14 protein-coding genes are annotated in these 19,646 nt (G+C 69.6%); 11 read left to right on the plus strand and 3 right to left on the minus strand.

All coding sequences use genetic code 11. From position 1 onward, the window contains the following. Positions 1–72: 72 nt before the first annotated feature. The gene (locus tag OG214_RS29210) at positions 73–1,089 is read left to right on the plus strand and encodes a TerC family protein (RefSeq protein WP_363080090.1); all 1,017 of its coding nucleotides are present in this window, start codon (positions 73–75) and stop codon (positions 1,087–1,089) included. Positions 1,090–1,215: 126 nt separating this feature from the next. Here OG214_RS29210 and OG214_RS29215 read toward each other — a convergent pair whose 3' ends face one another. The 3 genes from OG214_RS29215 to OG214_RS29225 form a co-directional block, all read right to left on the minus strand. Further along, entirely contained in the window at positions 1,216–2,271 is a 1,056-nt protein-coding gene (locus OG214_RS29215; protein WP_405986413.1) for a S66 peptidase family protein, read from the minus strand. 101 nt (positions 2,272–2,372) lie between these two features. Further along, complete coding sequence (locus OG214_RS29220; protein WP_363080088.1) at positions 2,373–3,026, minus strand: MBL fold metallo-hydrolase; 654 nt, start codon at positions 3,024–3,026, stop codon at positions 2,373–2,375. A 10-nt stretch (positions 3,027–3,036) separates the two neighbouring features. After that, a complete protein-coding gene (locus OG214_RS29225; RefSeq protein ID WP_363080087.1) occupies positions 3,037–3,723 on the minus strand; it encodes a maleylpyruvate isomerase family mycothiol-dependent enzyme in 687 nt (228 codons plus the stop codon). Between the two features lie 243 nt (positions 3,724–3,966). On the opposite strand from OG214_RS29225, the gene uvrA reads away from it, so the two are divergent. The 10 genes from uvrA to tpiA all read left to right on the plus strand — a co-directional run bounded on the left by uvrA (position 3,967) and on the right by tpiA (position 19,599). After that, a complete protein-coding gene (uvrA, locus tag OG214_RS29230; RefSeq protein WP_405986414.1) occupies positions 3,967–6,888 on the plus strand; it encodes an excinuclease ABC subunit UvrA in 2,922 nt (973 codons plus the stop codon). Between the two features lie 524 nt (positions 6,889–7,412). Continuing rightward, positions 7,413–7,841: a Rieske (2Fe-2S) protein gene (locus tag OG214_RS29235; RefSeq protein ID WP_363083680.1), complete on the plus strand. Its 429-nt coding sequence runs from the start codon at positions 7,413–7,415 to the stop codon at positions 7,839–7,841. Positions 7,842–7,964: 123 nt separating this feature from the next. After that, on the plus strand, positions 7,965–10,142 hold the full coding sequence (gene uvrC, locus OG214_RS29240; protein WP_405986415.1) for an excinuclease ABC subunit UvrC: 2,178 nt from the start codon (positions 7,965–7,967) through the stop codon (positions 10,140–10,142). Further along, complete coding sequence (rapZ, locus tag OG214_RS29245) at positions 10,129–11,067, plus strand: RNase adapter RapZ (RefSeq protein ID WP_363083678.1); 939 nt, start codon at positions 10,129–10,131, stop codon at positions 11,065–11,067. The genes uvrC and rapZ overlap by 14 nt, the downstream gene beginning before the upstream one ends. Then, positions 11,064–12,098: a uridine diphosphate-N-acetylglucosamine-binding protein YvcK gene (yvcK, locus tag OG214_RS29250; protein WP_363083677.1), complete on the plus strand. Its 1,035-nt coding sequence runs from the start codon at positions 11,064–11,066 to the stop codon at positions 12,096–12,098. Before rapZ ends, yvcK begins: the two co-directional genes overlap by 4 nt. Then, the gene (whiA, locus tag OG214_RS29255; protein WP_046495602.1) at positions 12,089–13,078 is read left to right on the plus strand and encodes a DNA-binding protein WhiA; all 990 of its coding nucleotides are present in this window, start codon (positions 12,089–12,091) and stop codon (positions 13,076–13,078) included. The genes yvcK and whiA overlap by 10 nt, the downstream gene beginning before the upstream one ends. Before the next feature lie 229 nt (positions 13,079–13,307). Next, positions 13,308–16,259, plus strand: coding sequence for a M14 family zinc carboxypeptidase (locus OG214_RS29260; RefSeq protein ID WP_405986416.1), 2,952 nt, complete (start codon positions 13,308–13,310; stop codon positions 16,257–16,259). Between the two features lie 180 nt (positions 16,260–16,439). Then, complete coding sequence (gap, locus tag OG214_RS29265) at positions 16,440–17,444, plus strand: type I glyceraldehyde-3-phosphate dehydrogenase (protein ID WP_363083675.1); 1,005 nt, start codon at positions 16,440–16,442, stop codon at positions 17,442–17,444. A gap of 159 nt (positions 17,445–17,603) precedes the next feature. After that, on the plus strand, positions 17,604–18,815 hold the full coding sequence (locus OG214_RS29270; protein WP_363083674.1) for a phosphoglycerate kinase: 1,212 nt from the start codon (positions 17,604–17,606) through the stop codon (positions 18,813–18,815). 7 nt (positions 18,816–18,822) lie between these two features. Next, positions 18,823–19,599 (plus strand): triose-phosphate isomerase, encoded by a 777-nt coding sequence (gene tpiA, locus OG214_RS29275; protein ID WP_363083673.1) that lies wholly within the window; start codon positions 18,823–18,825, stop codon positions 19,597–19,599. Positions 19,600–19,646: the final 47 nt, after the last annotated feature.

Raw genomic sequence — 19,646 nt, forward strand, 5'->3', positions numbered from 1 at the left:
GACGCCGCCCGGGTGGAGGAGACCTCCGGCAGCGACGACGCTGATCAGTAGCCGTACGAAGCCGGAGGCACAGTGGACGTTTCAATGACCCTGTGGGTGCTGACCGTTCTCGGTCTGTCCGCCCTGATCGCCGTGGATTTCCTCATCGGGCGCAAGCCACATGACGTGTCGATGAAGGAAGCCGGGATCTGGACGGTCGTCTGGGTCGTCCTCGCGGCGCTCTTCGGCCTCGGCCTGATGGTCTTCGGCACGGGCCAGGCGTCCGGCGAGTTCTTCGCGGGCTTCATCACCGAGAAGTCGCTCAGTGTCGACAATCTCTTCGTCTTCGTCCTGATCATGGCGAAGTTCTCGGTGCCGTCACATCTCCAGCAGCGGGTGCTGCTGATCGGTGTGCTGATCGCCCTGGTCCTGCGCGCGGCCTTCATCGCGGCGGGCGCCGCGATCATCGCCAGCTTCTCGTGGGTCTTCTTCATCTTCGGCGCGTTCCTGATCTACACCGCCTGGAAGCTCGTCCAGGAGGCGCGCTCCGACGAGGAGGAAGAGGAGTTCGAGGAGAACCGCCTGCTCAAGTCCATCGAGAAGCGGTTCGGTGTCGCCGACAGGTATCACGGCACCAAGCTCTTCATCAGGAACAACGGCAAGCGGGTCCTGACCCCGCTGATGGTGGTCATGCTCGCCATCGGCACCACCGATGTGCTGTTCGCGCTGGACTCCATCCCCGCGATCTTCGGTCTGACCCAGGACCCCTACATCGTCTTCACCGCCAACGCCTTCGCCCTGATGGGTCTGCGGCAGCTCTACTTCCTCATCGGCGGACTGCTCAAGAAGCTGGTGCACCTCAGCTACGGACTGTCGGTCATCCTGGGCTTCATCGGGGTGAAGCTGGTGCTGCACGCGCTGCACGAGAGCGGGGTGCATGTCCCCGAGATCTCCATTCCGGTCTCGCTGGCGGTCATCTGCGGTGTTCTGATCGTCACCACGATCACCAGCCTGATCGCCTCCAAGAAGCAGGCGGAGCGCGAGGCGTCGGCCGCGGCGGGCAAGGGCGACGCCGACAGCGCGGACAGCAAGGACAGCATCCAGGCCTGATCCCTGACCCGGAGGTCCGGACGCCCGGACCTCCGGACGTCCCCGGGCCTCCGGACGTCCCCCGGGCCTCCGGACGTCCCCGGGGCCTCCGGACGCCCGGCCCCCCGTTCGTTCTCCCCGGAGGCGTCAGTAGGTGACGCTGATACGGCGCGCGGCCCCGTCCACCCGTATCAGTCCGCCGTAAGGGATCACCAGCTGCGGATCGGTGTGCCCGAAGTCGACATCGAAGACGGCGACCGTTCCGGGGGCGTACGCCGCGAGCGCGCGCAGTACGGCCTCGCGCTGCTCCCGCGCGTAACGGGCCGCCTCCTCCGGGCTGTTGGGCCGGGTGAACGACCAGGCCTTGGGCCGTGCCATCAGCAGCGCGGGAAAGCGCCGCAGCAGATCGCGCTCGCCCATGCTGCGCAGGATCCGGAACACATCCTCGGCGGACGGCAGGTCCTCCGAGGTCTCCAGTACCAGCACACATCCGTCGTACACGGAGAGATCGCGCCGGATCTCCCGGTCCGCCATCAGCAACCAGGAGAGAATCTCCAGATTGCCGCCCCAGCTGCGGCCCTCCACCACCCGCCCGGGACCGTGCCAGCTCCAGCCGCCGCCCGGCCGTGTCTCCGGCTCGGCCGTGAAGACCGCCGGGTCCGCCCAGTCGTCGCCCGGGTCCCGGAACCTCTCGGCGGGGCGCAGTTCGTACGGTCCCGAGGTGAACAGCGCGGCCCGCAGGGACTCGGCGGTCAGCGGGTCCATCGCGCCCGGCCGGCCCAGCTCGGTCATCACACTGGCGCCGTGATAGCCGACGATCCCGGTGTTCCACAGATACGCCAGCAGATTGGTGTTGTCGCTGAAACCGAAGAACGGCTTGGGGTGGGCCCGGATCAACTCCCGGTCCAGCAGGGGCAGCACGGTGATCTGGTCGTCCCCGCCGATGCTCGCCATCACGGCCCTCACCGTCGGATCCGCGAAGGCGGCGTGGATGTCGTCGGCCCGCTCCCGGGGCGTCGAATCCATCTTCCGGGTCGCCGGATACTCGACGGGCACCAGCCCGAAGTCCTTCGCCAGCCGGCCGAGCCCCAGTTCGTACGGGAGCGGAAGCAGCCCCGGCAGTCCGGAGGACGGCGAGATCACCGCGATCCGGTCACCGGGCAGGGGCTTGGGCGGGTAGACGGGCGATACGGGGATCGGCATGAACCGATCGTAGGAACGCGGCCCGGCCGGGTTCGAGTCATTATTCCGAGCCACCGACCGGCCGGGTGGCGCCCCGGAGAGATCACCGGCCGCCCCGGAGATCACCAGCCGCGGGCCCGCCAGGCCGCGAGCTGCGGGCGCTCGTCGCCGAGCGTGGAGTCGTTCCCATGGCCCGGATAGATCCAGGTCTCGTCGGGCAGGGCGCCGAAGACCTTGGCTTCGAGCCCGTCCATCAGACTGGTGAACTCCGCCGGCGTCGTGGTGCGCCCGGGACCGCCGGGGAAGAGGCAGTCGCCGGTGAAGACATGCGGGTGACCGTGCGGGTCGTCGTAGACCAGCGCGATCGAGCCCGGGGTGTGCCCCACCAGACGCAGCGCGGTGAGCCCGATCTCGCCGACGGTGACGGTGTCGCCGTCCTCGACGGGCACATCGGTCGGTACGGGGATGCCCTCGGCGTCGTACCGGCCCGCGTACGTACGGGCACCGGTGGCCGCCACGACCTCGGCGAGCGCCTGCCAGTGGTCGCCGTGCCGGTGCGTGGTGACGACGGACGCGATGCCGTCGTCGCCGATCAGGGTCAGCAGGGTCGCGGCGTCATTGGCCGCGTCGATCAGAAGCTGCTCGCCGGTGGCCCGGCAGCGCAGCAGATAGGCGTTGTTCTCCATCGGTCCGACCGCCACCTTGGAGATCATCAGGGCGGGCAGTTCATGCACATCCGCCGGTCCGCCGACCTTCACCGCTCCGCTGTACGTCATAAGGATCAGCCTATAGCGGGGGGAGTACGGGGAGGCGGCCCTCCGGGAACTCCAGCGCCGCTCCGTCGCGACGGCCGGCGAGCCAGCCCATCAGATCGGCGGCCGGACCGGTGACGGGCAGCGGGACGCCCTCCGTACGGCCGGTGCGCCAGGTGCGGCCGTCGGACGCCTTCAGGGTCAGCGGCGGGACCCCGGGGCTGCCGGAGAAGCGCTCGGTGAGGAAGTCGATCTCGCGTGCGGTGAACTCCTCGGACAAGTCCTCCAGCTCGCGGTCGATTCCCAGATCGACATGGTGCAGCTCCATCTCGACCAGCCGGCGGAACGGAAGGCGGGCCGCCCTGTCCGTGACACCGTTGCGCAGCGCCACGACGCGGGACCAGTCGGCGGGGACGGCCGCGGAATGCTGGAACCGCTCCGCGGTGTTACGTACATCGGCGAGCTGCACATCGAGGGCGCGTGACGCGTCCCGCTCGATGTCCGCCTCGCGGGAAGCGGCGTCCTCGTACATGGGCCGTCCTTCCAGAACATTGACCAGGGCGTCCGCGTTCCTGGCGAGATGGGCCAGTACATGGCCCCTGCTCCAGCCGGGAAGGCGTGACGGCGCGGCGAGAGCCGCGTTGTCCAGTGCGCCGGCCGCGGTGAGGAGCCGCTCGGTCGCTTCGCGTACAGATGCCAGGTCCCGCACATGGTCGATCATGGCGCCGACGATAGCCGCGCCACTCGATCGGGTGAAGGCGGTGACGAGCGTCCTTAAATCGAATGCACGTGCTATAGGCTCGGGCGAGGCATCCTGGCATGTAGGCACATCGCGAATAGGCACATCCGAGCCCGGCGCTCCGCGCGCGGGGCCCTCCACCGCTTGGCAATCAATCGCTCTGGCGACCCCCGTAGTCCATGAAGGGGGCTCCGCCCCTGTTTCCCCAGAAAGGTGCGGACCGGCGTGGCCGACCGTCTCATCGTCCGTGGCGCGCGCGAGCACAATCTCAAGAACGTGTCGCTCGACCTCCCCCGTGACTCCCTCATCGTCTTCACCGGGCTCTCCGGGTCGGGCAAGTCCTCCCTCGCGTTCGACACGATCTTCGCCGAGGGGCAGCGCCGGTATGTGGAGTCGCTGTCCTCGTACGCCCGGCAGTTCCTCGGTCAGATGGACAAGCCGGACGTCGACTTCATCGAAGGGCTCTCCCCGGCCGTCTCCATCGACCAGAAGTCGACCTCGCGCAACCCGCGCTCGACGGTCGGCACGATCACCGAGGTCTACGACTACCTCCGGCTGCTCTTCGCGAGAATCGGCAAGCCGCACTGTCCCGAGTGCGGCCGGCCGATCTCCCGGCAGTCGCCGCAGGCCATCGTGGACCGGGTGCTGGAGCTCCCCGAAGGCAGCCGTTTCCAGGTCCTCTCGCCGCTCGTGCGGGAGCGCAAGGGTGAGTTCGTCGATCTCTTCGCCGATCTCCAGACCAAGGGGTACAGCCGGGCCAGGGTCGACGGGCAGACGATCCAGCTCAGCGAGCCGCCCACGCTGAAGAAGCAGGAGAAGCACACCATCGAGGTGGTCGTCGACCGCCTCACGGTGAAGGACAGCGCCAAGCGCCGGCTGACCGACTCGGTCGAGACCGCGCTCGGTCTCTCCGGCGGCATGGTCGTGCTCGACTTCGTGGATCTCCCGGAGGACGACCCCGAGCGCGAGCGGATGTACTCGGAGCATCTCTACTGCCCGTACGACGATCTCTCCTTCGAGGAGCTGGAGCCGCGCTCCTTCTCCTTCAACTCACCGTTCGGCGCCTGCCCCGAGTGCACCGGTATCGGTACGCGTATGGAGGTCGACCCGGAGCTGATCGTCCCCGACGAGGAGAAGTCGCTCGACGAGGGCGCCATCCACCCCTGGTCGCACGGCCACACCAGGGAGTACTTCGGCCGGCTGATCGGCGGGCTCGCGCAGGCCCTCGGCTTCCGTACGGACATCCCGTGGGCCGGGCTGCCGCAGCGGGCGAAGAAGGCCCTGCTGTACGGCCACAAGACCCAGGTCGAGGTCCGTTACCGCAACAGGTACGGCCGTGAGCGGGCCTACACCACCCCGGCCTTCGAAGGGGCCGTCTCCTTCGTCAAGCGGCGGCACGGCGAGGCCGAGAGCGACTCCAGCAGGGAGCGCTTCGAGGGTTATATGCGCGAGGTGCCGTGCCCGACCTGTGAGGGCACGCGCCTCAAGCCGATCGTTCTCGCGGTCACTGTCATGGACAAGTCCATCGCCGATGTCTCGGCGCTCTCGATCAGTGACTGCGCGGAGTTCCTCGGCGAGCTCAGGCTGAACGCCCGGGACAAGAAGATCGCCGAGCGGGTGCTCAAGGAGGTCAACGAACGGCTGAGGTTCCTGGTCGACGTCGGTCTGGACTATCTCTCGCTCAATCGCGCGGCGGGCACGCTCTCCGGCGGTGAGGCACAGCGGATCCGGCTGGCGACGCAGATCGGCTCGGGTCTGGTCGGCGTGCTGTACGTGCTGGACGAGCCGTCCATCGGTCTGCACCAGCGGGACAACCACCGGCTGATCGAGACCCTGGTCCGGCTCCGTGACATGGGCAACACACTGATCGTCGTGGAGCACGACGAGGACACCATCAAGGTGGCCGACTGGGTGGTCGACATCGGCCCCGGCGCGGGTGAGCACGGCGGCAAGGTCGTGCACTCCGGGCCGTTGAAGGGACTGCTGACCAACAAGGAGTCGATCACCGGCCAGTATCTGGCGGGCAAGAGGTCCATCCCGACCCCGGACATCCGCAGGCCCGTCGACCCGGAGCGGAAGCTCACCGTGCACGGCGCGCGGGAGAACAATCTGCGGGACATCGATGTGTCGTTCCCGCTGGGAGTGTTCACGGCGGTCACCGGTGTCTCGGGCTCGGGCAAGTCGACCCTGGTCAACGACATCCTGTACACGCATCTCGCGCGTGAGCTGAACGGCGCGAAGTCGGTGCCCGGCCGGCACACGCGGGTCGACGGGGACGATCTGGTCGACAAGGTGGTCCATGTCGACCAGTCGCCCATCGGCCGTACGCCCCGGTCCAACCCGGCCACGTACACCGGGGTGTTCGACCATGTCCGCAAGCTCTTCGCGGAGACGATGGAGGCGAAGGTCCGGGGTTATCTTCCCGGGCGCTTCTCCTTCAACGTCAAGGGCGGCCGGTGCGAGAACTGCTCGGGTGACGGCACCATCAAGATCGAGATGAACTTCCTGCCGGACGTCTATGTGCCGTGCGAGGTCTGCCACGGGGCGCGGTACAACCGGGAGACGCTGGAGGTCCACTACAAGGGCAAGTCCATCGCCGAGGTGCTGGACATGCCGATCGAGGAGGCCCTGGACTTCTTCGAGGCCGTCCCGGCGATCGCGCGCCATCTCAGGACGCTCAACGAGGTCGGTCTCGGCTATGTGCGGCTCGGCCAGTCCGCGCCGACCCTCTCGGGCGGCGAGGCGCAGCGCGTGAAGCTGTCGAGCGAGCTCCAGAAGCGGTCGACGGGCCGTACGGTCTATGTCCTGGACGAGCCGACGACCGGTCTGCACTTCGAGGACATCAGCAAGCTGATCACGGTGCTGTCCGGGCTGGTCGAGAAGGGCAACTCGGTGATCGTCATCGAGCACAACCTGGACGTCATCAAGACGGCGGACTGGGTGATCGACATGGGTCCCGAGGGCGGCAACGCCGGCGGTCTGGTGATCGCGGAGGGCACTCCGGAGCAGGTGGCGGGCGTCCCGGCCAGTCACACGGGCAAGTTCCTCCGGGAGATCCTGGACCCGGAACGAATCAGTGACGCGACGCCCCCGAAGAAGCAGGCGCGAAGGAAGGCGGCGCCGAAGAAGGCGACCGCTTCCCGCTGAGCCTGACGCCGGAGCCCGGAGCCCGGAGCCCGGAGCCCGGAGCCCGGAGCCCGGAGCCCGGAGCCCGGACCCAGGGCCCCGTGCTCTGGGTCAGGAGCCCAGGCCCGGGTCCCAGGGCTGTCGTGCCCTGGATCCGGGGCACGACAGCCCTGTGCTCTGGGGCTGGGCCCCGGGTCTGGGGCTCCGGGCCCAGCCCCAGAGCCCCGGGCCCCAGAGCCCCGGGCCCCAGAGCCCCGGGCCCCAGAGCCCCGGGCCCCAGAGCCCCGGGCCCCAGAGCCCCGGGCCCCAGAGCCCCGGGCCCCAGAGCCCCGGGCCCCAGAGCCCCGGGCCGCCGGGCTCCGGGCCGCCGGGCTCCGGGCCGCCGGGCCCCAGGCCCGTGCGGGGTGCCCATGGTCCCCGTGCTCCCCGTGCCCCCAGGGCGTGGGCAGGGGCGGGCGGGGCTGTCGGGCCGGGGCGGGCGGGGCCGGAGGGCGGTCGGTATCGTCGGGGGTGGCGTATTCGTAACCCTGACCAGTGGAGACACCATGAACGGCCCGTCCGCGCAGCGTCGCACCGTGTTGAAGGGGGTCGCGTTCGCCGGGGTGGCCGGGATCGGTGTGGCGGGGTGTTCCACCGAGTCGAAGCTCGGGCACGCCGAGGACCCCACACCCACCACGGCCGTCGAGCTCGGCGCGGCGGACGACATCCCGGTCGGCGGTGCCAAGCTCTTCCGCGAGCAGCGTCTTGTGGTGAGCTGCCCTGCGCGCGGCGAGTACAAGGCGTTCAGCGCCCAGTGCACCCACGCCGGCTGTCTCCTGGAGAAGCTGGAGGGCACGGTGGGTGACTGCCCGTGCCACGGCAGCAAGTTCGACGTCACCACCGGCGAGGCCATCCACGGCCCGGCGACCGTACCGCTGCCGGAGGTACCGGTCACGGCGCGGGGCGGCAAGCTCATCGCCGGTCCCCAGGCCTGAGGACCCGGCAGGGCCGCACACGGCGACGACCGCCCCGAGACCGTCCGCCCCGACACCGTCCGAGGGCCGCCTCCGTACCCCGGCGCGGCCACACTGTCCGTCGCCGACAGTAGGGTGGACGGCATGGCCGACCCCTCCAGCTACCGCCCCAAGCCGGGACAGATCCCCGACTCGCCGGGGGTCTACAAGTTCCGCGACGACCACCGCCGGGTGATCTACGTAGGAAAGGCGAAAAGCCTGCGCCAGCGGCTCGCCAACTACTTCCAGGACCTGGCGAGCCTGCATCCGCGCACCCGTTCCATGGTCACCACGGCCGCCTCCGTCGAGTGGACCGTCGTCTCCACCGAGGTCGAGGCGCTCCAGCTCGAATACTCCTGGATCAAGGAGTTCGACCCCCGCTTCAACGTCAAGTACCGCGACGACAAGAGCTATCCCTCGCTCGCGGTGACGCTCAACGAGAAGTACCCCCGCGTCCAGGTCATGCGGGGCGCCAAGAAGAAGGGCGTGCGCTACTTCGGACCGTACGGACACGCCTGGGCCATCCGCGAGACCGTCGACCTGATGCTCCGTGTGTTCCCCGTACGGACCTGCTCCGCGGGCGTGTTCAAGAACGCCGAGCGGACCGGCCGCCCCTGCCTCCTCGGCTATATCGGCAAGTGCTCGGCGCCCTGCGTCGGCCGGGTCACCGCCGAGGAGCACCGTGAACTGGCCGACGAGTTCTGCGACTTCATGGCCGGCCGCACCGGTACGTACATCCGCCGCCTGGAGCGGCGGATGACGGCCGCGGCCGAGGAGATGGAGTACGAGAGGGCCGCCCGGCTCCGTGACGACATAGGCGCCCTGCGCCGCGCGATGGAGAAGAACGCCGTCGTGCTCGCGGACGCCACCGACGCCGATCTGATCGCGGTCGCCGAGGACGAACTCGAAGCGGCCGTACAGATCTTCCATGTCCGCGGCGGCCGGGTCCGCGGCCAGCGCGGCTGGGTCACCGACAAGGTCGAGGCCGTGGACACGGCGGGCCTGGTCGAGCACGCGCTCCAGCAGCTCTACGGGGAGGAGCGCGGCGACTCCGTGCCCAAGGAGGTCCTCGTCCCCGCCCTGCCGGAGGAGGCGGACGCGGTCAGCCAGTGGCTGAGCGAGCGCCGGGGCGCCCAGGTCTCGCTGCGGATTCCGCAGCGCGGCGACAAGAAGGACCTGATGGAGACGGTCGGCCGCAACGCGCAGCAGGCGCTCGTCCTGCACAAGACCAAGCGCGCCAGCGATCTGACCACCCGCTCCCGCGCCCTGGAGGAGATCGCGGAGGCCCTCGCCCTGGACAGCGCGCCGCTGCGTATCGAGTGCTTCGACATCTCGCATCTCCAGGGCGAGGACGTGGTGGCGTCGATGGTGGTCTTCGAGGACGGCCTCGCGCGCAAGAGCGAGTACCGCCGCTTCCAGATCAAGACCTTCGAGGGCCAGGACGACGTCCGGTCGATGCACGAGGTGATCAGCCGTCGCTTCCGGCGCTATCTCCAGGAGAAGGAGAAGACCGGGGAGTGGCCCGAGCAGCCCGAGGAGGCGGAGGAGGCGGAGCGGTCGGAGGAGCCGCGGCCGGTCGACAGCGGACCGCTCGACGCGCCGCGGCCCAACGGGCACGCGCGGTCCCTGGAGCAGGACCGGCCCATGGATTACGCGCGGTCCGTGGGGTACGAGCGGCCCGCCCGGCCGGGTCCCCCGGCGCTGCCGGGGGAGGGGGAAACCGCCGGCGGGCCCGACCGGGACGACGACGGCAGGCCCAAGCGCTTCGCGTACCCGCCCCAGCTCCTCGTCGTCGACGGCGGACAGCCCCAGGTCGCGGCGGCCAAGCGGGCCCTCGACGAACTGGGCATCGACGATGTCGCCGTCTGCGGTCTCGCCAAGCGCCTCGAAGAGGTCTGGCTGCCCGGCGACGACGACCCGGTCGTCCTGCCCCGCTCCAGCGAGGGCCTCTATCTCCTCCAGCGGGTACGGGACGAGGCGCACCGCTTCGCCATCACCTACCAGCGGACCAAGCGTGCCAAGCGGGTCAGGACCAGCCCGCTGGACGAGGTCCCGGGCCTCGGAGAGTCCCGCAAACAGGCACTCATCAAGCATTTCGGCTCGGTGAAGCGGCTGCGGCAGGCGACAATCGACCAGATCTGCGAGGTACCGGGCCTGGGCCGCAAGACGGCCGAGTCCGTCGTCGTGGCCCTCGCGAAGGCGGCCCCGGCGGCACCCGCCGTGAACACGGCAACAGGAGAGATCATGGAAGACGACGGGGGCAGCACGCATGACCGAGCATGACCGGGACGGAGCGGAGCACGTGAGTACGGGCACCACCAAGGAGGCAGGTGACACCGGCGACGCGGCCATTCCCGAGCTGGTGATCATCTCCGGAATGTCGGGCGCGGGCCGCAGCACCGCCGCCAAATGCCTGGAGGACCTCGGCTGGTTCGTGGTGGACAATCTGCCGCCCGCGCTGATCCCCACCATGGTGGAGCTGGGCGCGCGCTCGCAGGGCAATGTGGCACGGATCGCCGTCGTCGTGGACGTACGCGGCAGGCGGTTCTTCGACAATCTCCGTGAGTCGCTCGCCGACCTCGACGCCAAGGAGGTCACCCGGCGGATCGTCTTCCTGGAGTCCTCCGACGAGGCGCTGGTCCGCCGCTTCGAGTCCGTACGGCGCCCGCACCCGCTCCAGGGCGACGGCCGGATCGTGGACGGCATCGAGGCCGAGCGCGATCTGCTGCGCGAGCTGCGCGGGGACGCCGATCTGGTGATCGACACCTCCAGTCTCAATGTGCACGAGCTGCGCGCCAAGATGGACGCCCAGTTCGCCGGGGACGAGAAGCCGGAGCTGCGGGCCACCGTCATGTCCTTCGGCTACAAGTACGGACTGCCGGTCGACGCCGATCTGGTGGTGGACTGCCGCTTCCTGCCCAACCCGCACTGGGTGCCGGAGCTGCGCCCGTTCACCGGGCTCAACGAGGAGGTGTCCGCGTATGTCTTCAACCAGCCGGGCGCCAAGGAGTTCCTCGACCGCTACACCGAACTGCTCCAGCTCATCGCCGCCGGGTACCGGCGCGAGGGCAAGCGGTATGTGACCGTCGCGGTCGGGTGTACGGGCGGCAAGCACCGCTCCGTCGCCATGTCCGAGAAGGTCGCCGCCCGCCTCGCCTCCGAAGGAATCGAGACCGTCGTCGTGCACCGGGACATGGGGCGCGAGTGACCGGACGCACCTTGCGTATGCGCCGACTGCGCCGGGGAGCACCCGCGCTGTCGGCGCGCGGGCGCGGTGCCCAGCCGAAGGTCGTCGCACTCGGCGGCGGCATGGGCCTGTCCGCCTCCCTCGCGGCGCTGCGCCGGATCACGGGGGATCTGACCGCCGTGGTCACCGTCGCCGACGACGGGGGCTCCAGCGGGCGGCTCAGGGAGGAGCTGGGGGTACTGCCGCCGGGCGATCTGCGCAAGGCCCTGGCGGCGCTCTGCGGTGACGACGACTGGGGCCAGACCTGGGCCCGGGTCATCCAGCACCGCTTCCAGTCCCAGGGCGATCTGCATGAGCACGCGGTGGGCAATCTGCTGATCGTCGCCCTCTGGGAGCAGCTCGGCGACCATGTCCAGGCCCTGGATCTGGTCGGCAAGCTGCTCGGCGCGCACGGCAGGGTGCTGCCCATGTCCGCCGTCCCGCTGGAGTTGCAGGCGCTCGTACGGGGCCATGACCCGGCGTACCCCGACGAGGTGAACACGGTGCGTGGTCAGGCGACGGTCGCGCTCACCCCGGGGGAGGTGCAGTCCGTGCATCTCGTGCCGCACGACCCGCCGGCCGTCCCCGAGGCCGTCGCGGCGGTCCGGGACGCGGACTGGGTGGTGCTCGGTCCCGGCTCCTGGTTCTCCTCGGTGATCCCGCATCTTCTGGTGCCGGAGCTGCTCGACGCGCTGATGGAGACCAAGGCCCGCCGGGTCCTCTCGCTGAACCTCGCGCCGCAACCCGGTGAAACCGATGGCTTCTCACCGCAGCGTCATTTGGAGGTTTTGGGGCGACACGCCCCTAAACTCGCCCTGGACGTGGTGCTGGCCGACAAGGCCGCCGTGCCCGACCGTGAGTCACTCTCCGATGCCGCCGGCCGGTTCGGTGCCGCGGTCGAGCTGGCGCCGGTGGCAGCGTCCGACAGTTCGCCGGTCCACGATCCGGAGCTGTTGGCAGCCGCGTACGACCGTATTTTTCGGATGCATGGAAGGATCGGCCCATGGCGATGACGCCAGCGGTGAAGGACGAGATCGCCCGCCTCCCCGTCACCCGGACGTGCTGCAGGAAGGCGGAGGTCTCGGCGATTCTTCGGTTCGCGGGCGGGCTGCACCTGGTGAGCGGCCGCATCGTGATCGAGGCGGAGCTGGACACCAGCATCGCCGCGCGCCGGCTCCGCAAGGACATCCTGGAGATCTTCGGGCACAACTCGGAGCTGGTGGTGATGGCCCCCGGCGGACTGCGCCGCGGCAGCCGTTACGTCGTACGGGTGATCACCGGGGGTGATCAGCTCGCCCGGCAGACCGGGCTGGTCGACGGCCGCGGACGCCCGATCCGGGGACTGCCCCCGCAGGTCGTCTCGGGAGCCACCTGTGACGCCGAGGCCGCCTGGCGCGGCGCGTTCCTGGCGCACGGCTCGCTCACCGAGCCCGGCCGTTCCTCCTCACTGGAGGTGACCTGCCCGGGTCCCGAGGCCGCTCTCGCGCTCGTCGGTGCCGCGCGCAGGCTCCAGATCGCCGCGAAGGCCCGTGAGGTGCGCGGGGTGGACCGTGTGGTCGTACGGGACGGGGACGCGATCGGCGCGCTGCTGACCCGGCTCGGCGCGCATGAGTCGGTGCTGGCCTGGGAGGAGCGGCGGATGCGCCGCGAGGTCCGTGCCACGGCCAACCGTCTCGCCAACTTCGACGACGCGAATCTGCGTCGCTCCGCCCGCGCGGCGGTCGCCGCGGGTGCCCGGGTGCAGCGCGCGCTGGAGATCCTCGGCGAGGAGGTGCCGGAGCATCTCGCCGCCGCGGGCAGGCTGCGGATGGAGCACAAGCAGGCCTCCCTGGAGGAACTGGGCGCGCTCGCCGATCCGCCGCTGACCAAGGACGCCGTCGCGGGCCGGATCCGCCGGCTGCTGGCGATGGCCGACAAGCGGGCACAGGACCTCGGGATTCCGGGCACGGAGTCCAATCTGAGTGAGGAACTGGCGGACGGTCTCGTCGGCTGAGCCCGCCTCCGGCCCCGGCCCGCCCGCTCCGTACGGCCCGTCCGGCGCGCCGGTTCGATCGTCCGCCCGTCGCCCTCGTCCTGTCTCTCCCCAGCCACCCGCTGCCGGCACCGAATAGGTGTCGGCAGCAGGCATTCTGGCACTTCATCAGGCGCTCTTGACATGATCATGGAGCGTGGTCAGCCTGACGTCAGTTCACGGACGTGGCAGACAACAGCAAGAGGGGCACATGAGACACAGAGCGAGATCCATACTCGCCGCAGGCGTACTGCTGCTGGCCGGTGTGACGGCGGCGCCCGCCGCCCAGGCACGGCCGGCCCCGGACCCCGCGGCCGGTGCCGACGCGGTGAAGGTCTTCGACGCCGAGGTCACCCAGGAGCAGATACCGCTGCTGCTCTCGGCGGGCCAGGACGCCCATGAACTCACCGAACGGGCCCCCGAGAAGGGGACCGCGAAGGTCGAACTGTTTCTCACCGACGCCCAGGCGCGCGCCCTGGAGAAGCAGGGCGTCGACGTCACCGAGCGCACGGTCCCCGCGAAGGCGGCCGCGCGGGCGCGCGCGGCGGGCGACGGCGTCTACCGCCCGTACAGCGGCGAGGGCAATCTCCAGGAGGAGATCGTCGAAACCGGGCAGGCCAACCCCGGGATCACCAAGGTCGTCTCCATCGGCAAGACCGTCAACGGCCAGGACATCCTCGCCCTCAAGGTGAGCAAGGGCGCGCCCGTCACCAAGGACGGTGACAAGCCGTCGGTGCTCTACATGTCCAACCAGCACGCCCGGGAGTGGATCACTCCCGAGATGACACGCCGTCTGATGCACCACTACATCGACAACTACGGCAAGGACCCGCGGATCACGCGGATCGTCGACTCCACCGAGCTGTGGTTCGTCCTCTCGGCCAACCCCGACGGCTACGACTACACCTTCAGCTCGGACAGCGCCCGCCTCTGGCGCAAGAACCTCAGGGACGTCGACGGGGACGGGAAGATCGCGTCCGGCGACGGCGTCGACCTGAACCGTAACTTCGCCTACAAGTGGGGCTATGACGACGAGGGCTCGTCCCCGCAGCCCGCCAACGAGACCTACCGCGGCGCGGGCCCCAACTCCGAGCCCGAGACAGCGGCGATCGACCGCTTCGAGCGGCGCATCGACTTCGACTACGGTGTCAACTACCACTCCGCCGCCGAACTGCTCCTCTACGGTGTGGGCTGGCAGGTCGCGACCCCGACCCCCGACGACGTGCTCTACAAGGCGCTCGCGGGCACCCCGGAGAACTCCGCCATCCCCGGCTACTACCCGCAGGTCTCCTCCGAGCTGTACACGACCAACGGCGAGGCCGACGGTCACGCGGCGAACGTCAACGGCACGATGATGTTCACCCCCGAGATGACGACCTGCCAGACCGCGTCCGGGTACGACCCGGACGACGCGTGGGAGGCACGGGACTGCCGCTCCGGCTTCAACTTCCCCGACGACGAGAAGCTGATCCAGGAGGAGTTCACCAAGAACGTCCCCTTCGCGCTCTCCGTCGCCGAGACGGCCGCCCACCCCGACCAGCCCTCCTCGTCGGTCGGCCTGACCGCCCCGGACTTCACGATCGACCCGTTCACCACCTCGTACGCGCGCGGCGCCGACCAGGAGGTCTCCGTCATCGCGCGCTCGTCGCTGCGGAAGATGGAGCTGAACTACCGCGTCAACGGCGGCCGTGCCGAGCAGGAGAGGATCAGGGCCTGGAAGGGCGGCGAGACCTACGGAGGCGAGGACAACCTCCACTTCGACCAGTACCGCGCCAAGGTCGAGGACGCCGGTCCCGGTGACACCGTCGAGGTCTGGTTCACCGGACGGGCGGAGAGCGGAGGGCCCACCTCCAGCGAGCACTTCACCTACACCGTGGCCGAACGCCCCAGCGCCGACACGATCGTGATCGCCGAGGAGGGCGCGCCCGCCCGGCAGGCCCAGGCCTATGTCGACGCCCTGCGCGCCAACGGGCGTACCGCCGTCGTCTGGGACGTCGCCACCCAGGGCGTACCGCACCCGCTGGGCGTGCTCGGCCACTTCTCCACGGCCGTGCACTACACGGGCGCCGTGGCCCCCGGGGGCGCGACCCAGATCGCCGTGCGCGACTTCCTCAACGAGGGCGGCAAGCTCATCGAGGCTGGCGAGCTGGCCGGTGGCAACGCCCAGGTCGGGCGGGCCCAGACCAATGACTTCAGCCAGTACTACCTGGGCGCCTACGGACGCGCCTCCAACGCCCGCGCCACCGGATTCAGCGGCGAGGGAGCGCTGGCGGGAGCGGCCGGAACGCTCGGCGCGGCGCCCGGCAACCCGCTGAACGCGGCGGGCGTCTACACCGTCACCTCCGACACCCTGGACCCGGAGACCTTCCCGCAGTTCGGCAGCGCGCAGGCGGGCGTGTACACCGGGACCGCGAACCCGTACGCCCCCTACGAGGGCCAGTGGATGGCCGCCGCCACCCACCAGGACAACGACTGGCGCCGGCTCACCCGGACCGTCGATCTGACCGGTGTCAGCGCGGCCGACAAGCCGGAGCTGCGCCTCGCGCTCAACTGGAACACCGAGCCGGGGTACGACCACGCCGTCCTGGAGGCGCACACCGCCGGGGCCGACGACTGGACCACGCTCCCCGAGGCCGGAGGCGCGACCAGCACCACCGTCCCCGATGAGTGCGAGGCCGGATTCTTCCTCCAGGGCCATCCGTTCCTCGGCCGCTATCTGACCCTCGGGAACGACGGCTGCACGCCGACCGGCACCAGCGGCGCCTGGAACAGCCTCACCGGCAGTTCGAACGGCTGGCAGCAGGTCGTCTTCGACCTGAGCGCCTACGCGGGCACCGAGGCCGAGCTGTCGCTCAGCTACATCACCGACCCCGGCAGCGGCGGGCGCGGAGTCTTCGCGGACGACGCGCGGCTGGCCGTGGGCGGCGTGGAGCAGGCCTCCGAGGGCTTCGAGACCTCGCTGGGGGCCTGGACCACACCGGGCGCCCCGGAGGGAAGCCCCGCGGTGGAGGGGGACTGGGCGCGCTCCCAGGAACTCTTCAAGTCGTACGCGTCCGTCACCACGCGTGACACCGTACTGCTCGGATTCGGCCTGGAACACGTACTGGACACGGGAGAGCGCGCGACGCTCCTCGGCAAGGCGCTGGGAGCCCTGCGGGACTGATCCCCTTCCGACGCGTGTGGCGGCCCGTACCCGTACCGACGGGTACGGGCCGCCGTCGGCTCGCGGCGCCACTCGATGTCACCAGGCCCGCCGCGGAGAGGTAGGGTCTTAAGCGGTCGGGGACATCCCATACAACTCGCCGGCGTCGAAACCCGGCGTACCTAACGAGGAGATCGGTTCGTGACGATCCGCGTAGGCATCAACGGCTTTGGCCGCATCGGTCGTAACTACTTCCGCGCGCTGCTGGAGCAGGGTGCAGACATCGAGATCGTGGCTGTCAACGACCTGGGTGACACTGCGACCACGGCGCACCTTCTGAAGTACGACACCATCCTGGGCCGTCTGAAGGCCGAGGTGACCCACACCGCCGACACGATCACCGTCGACGGGCACACGATCAAGGTGCTCTCCGAGCGCAACCCGGCCGACATCCCCTGGGGTGAGCTGGGTGTCGACATCGTCATCGAGTCGACCGGTATCTTCACCAAGAAGGACGACGCCGCCAAGCACATCGCGGGCGGCGCCAAGAAGGTCCTCATCTCGGCTCCGGCCAAGGACGAGGACATCACCATCGTGATGGGCGTCAACCAGGACAAGTACGACGCGGCCAGCCACCACGTCATCTCCAACGCCTCCTGCACCACCAACTGTGTGGCGCCGATGGCCAAGGTTCTCCTGGAGAACTTCGGCATCGTCAAGGGCATGATGACCACGGTCCACGCGTACACGAACGACCAGCGCATCCTGGACTTCCCGCACAAGGACCTGCGCCGCGCCCGCGCCGCCGCGGAGAACATCATTCCGACCACCACCGGTGCCGCCAAGGCCACCGCCCTGGTGATCCCGGAGCTGGCGGGCAAGCTCGACGGCATCGCGATGCGCGTCCCGGTCCCGACGGGCTCCGTCACCGACCTGGTCATCGAGCTGGAGCGCGAGGTGACCAAGGACGAGGTGAACACCGCGTTCCAGAAGGCCGCCGAGGGCCAGCTCAAGGGCATCCTGGACTACACCGAGGACGCGATCGTCTCCTCGGACATCGTCAACTGGCCCGCCTCCTGCACCTTCGACTCCTCCCTGACCATGGTCCAGGGCAAGAACGTGAAGGTCATCGGCTGGTACGACAACGAGTGGGGCTACTCCAACCGTCTTGTCGACCTGACCGTCTTCGTCGGTGGCCAGCTCTGACGTCGGTGGCCAGCTCTGACACAGGGCCCATGAGTTCAGGGCCGCTGAGTTCAGGGCCGGTAGGCATCTCGATATGAGCGACAGGGCTCGGTCGGCGCACCCGCTGCGCTGTTCGAGCCCTGTTGGCCTGTCCAGACATCCCAAGGAGTCCAGCAGCAGATGAAGACGATCGACGAACTTCTCGCCGAAGGGGTCGGCGGCAAGCGCGTATTCGTCCGTGCCGACCTCAATGTGCCGCTCGACGGCACCACCATCACCGACGACGGCCGGATCCGGGCCGTCCTGCCGACGGTCGCCCGGCTCGCCGAGGCCGGCGCCCGGGTCGTCGTCGCCTCCCACTTGGGCCGCCCCAAGGGCGCCCCGGACCCCGCCTTCTCGCTCGCCCCCGCCGCCGCGCGCCTCGGTGAACTCCTCGGCGCGGACGTGGCGTTCGCGACCGACACCGTCGGCGACTCCGCCAAGGCCGTGGTCGCGGACCTCGCCGACGGCCGGGTCGCCGTCATCGAGAATCTGCGCTTCAACCCGGGCGAGACCTCGAAGGACGACGCCGAGCGCGGCGCCTTCGCCGACCAGCTCGCCGGGCTGGCCGATCTCTATGTCGGCGACGGCTTCGGCGCGGTGCACCGCAAGCACGCCTCGGTCTTCGATCTGCCGGCCCGGCTGCCGCACGCGGCGGGCGGTCTGATCGCCACCGAGGTCGCCGTGCTCAAGAAGCTCACGGACGAGGTACGGCGGCCCTACGCCGTGGTCCTCGGCGGCGCCAAGGTCTCCGACAAGCTCGGGGTCATCGACCATCTCCTGGAGAAGGCCGACCGCATCCTGATCGGCGGCGGCATGCTCTTCACCTTCCTGAAGGCACAGGGCCACGAGATCGGCTCCTCGCTCGTCCAGGAGGATCAGATCCCGGTCGTCCAGGAGTATCTGAAGCGGGCCGACGAGCGCGGTGTGGAGTTCGTCCTCCCCGTGGACGTCCTGGTCGCCGCGGAGTTCCCGGACCTGAAGACCAAGGCGCCCGCGCACCCCGACACGGTGGCCGCCGACGCCATCCCGGCCGGAAAGATGGGCCTGGACATCGGCCCCGAGACCGGCCGTCTGTACGCTTCCAAGCTCCTCGACGCCGAGACCGTCTTCTGGAACGGTCCCATGGGCGTCTTCGAGCACCCCGACTACGCCGAGGGCACCAGGGCCGTCGCCCAGGCGCTCGTCGACTCCCCGGGCTTCTCCGTCGTCGGCGGTGGCGACTCCGCCGCCGCCGTCCGCATCCTGGGCTTCGACGAGAACGCATTCGGCCATATTTCGACCGGTGGCGGCGCCAGCCTCGAATATCTCGAGGGCAAGACGCTTCCCGGCCTCGCCGCACTGGAGGACTGACCCCCAAATGAGCACCCGTACCCCGCTGATGGCGGGCAACTGGAAGATGAACCTCAACCACCTCGAGGCCATCGCCCATGTCCAGAAGCTCGCCTTCGCATTGACGGACAAGGACTACGACGCCGTCGAGGTGGCCGTTCTGCCGCCCTTCACCGATCTGCGGTCCGTGCAGACCCTGGTCGACGGCGACAAGCTCAAGATCAAGTACGGCGCCCAGGACATCTCGGCGCACGACTCCGGCGCGTACACCGGTGAGATCTCGGGCCCGATGCTGTCCAAGCTGAAGTGCGCCTATGTCGCGGTGGGTCACTCCGAGCGACGGCAGTACCACGCCGAGACGGACGAGATCTGCAACGCCAAGGTCAAGGCCGCGTTCCGGCACGGGCTGACCCCGATCCTCTGTGTGGGCGAGGGTCTGGACATCCGCAAGGCCGGTGACCAGGTCTCCTACACGCTGAGCCAGCTCGACGGCGGACTCAAGGACATCCCGGCCGAGCAGGCCGAGTCCGTGGTGATCGCCTACGAGCCCGTATGGGCCATCGGCACCGGCGAGGTCGCCACCCCCGAGGACGCGCAGGAGGTCTGCGGGGCGATCCGCGGGCGGCTGGCCGAGCTGTACTCGCAGGAGCTGGCCGACCAGGTCCGGATCCAGTACGGCGGCTCGGTGAAGTCCGGGAATGTCGCCGCGATCATGACACAGCCCGATGTGGACGGCGCCCTGGTGGGCGGCGCGGCGCTGGACGCCGACGAGTTCGTCAAGATCGTCAGGTTCCGGGACCAGTAGGCGCCGGTCAGCAGGTTCCGTGACCGGTAAGTATGCGGTGGCACGGA

It is taken from the genome of Streptomyces sp. NBC_00872, assembly GCF_045161915.1.
Classification (GTDB): Bacteria; Actinomycetota; Actinomycetes; order Streptomycetales; family Streptomycetaceae; genus Streptomyces.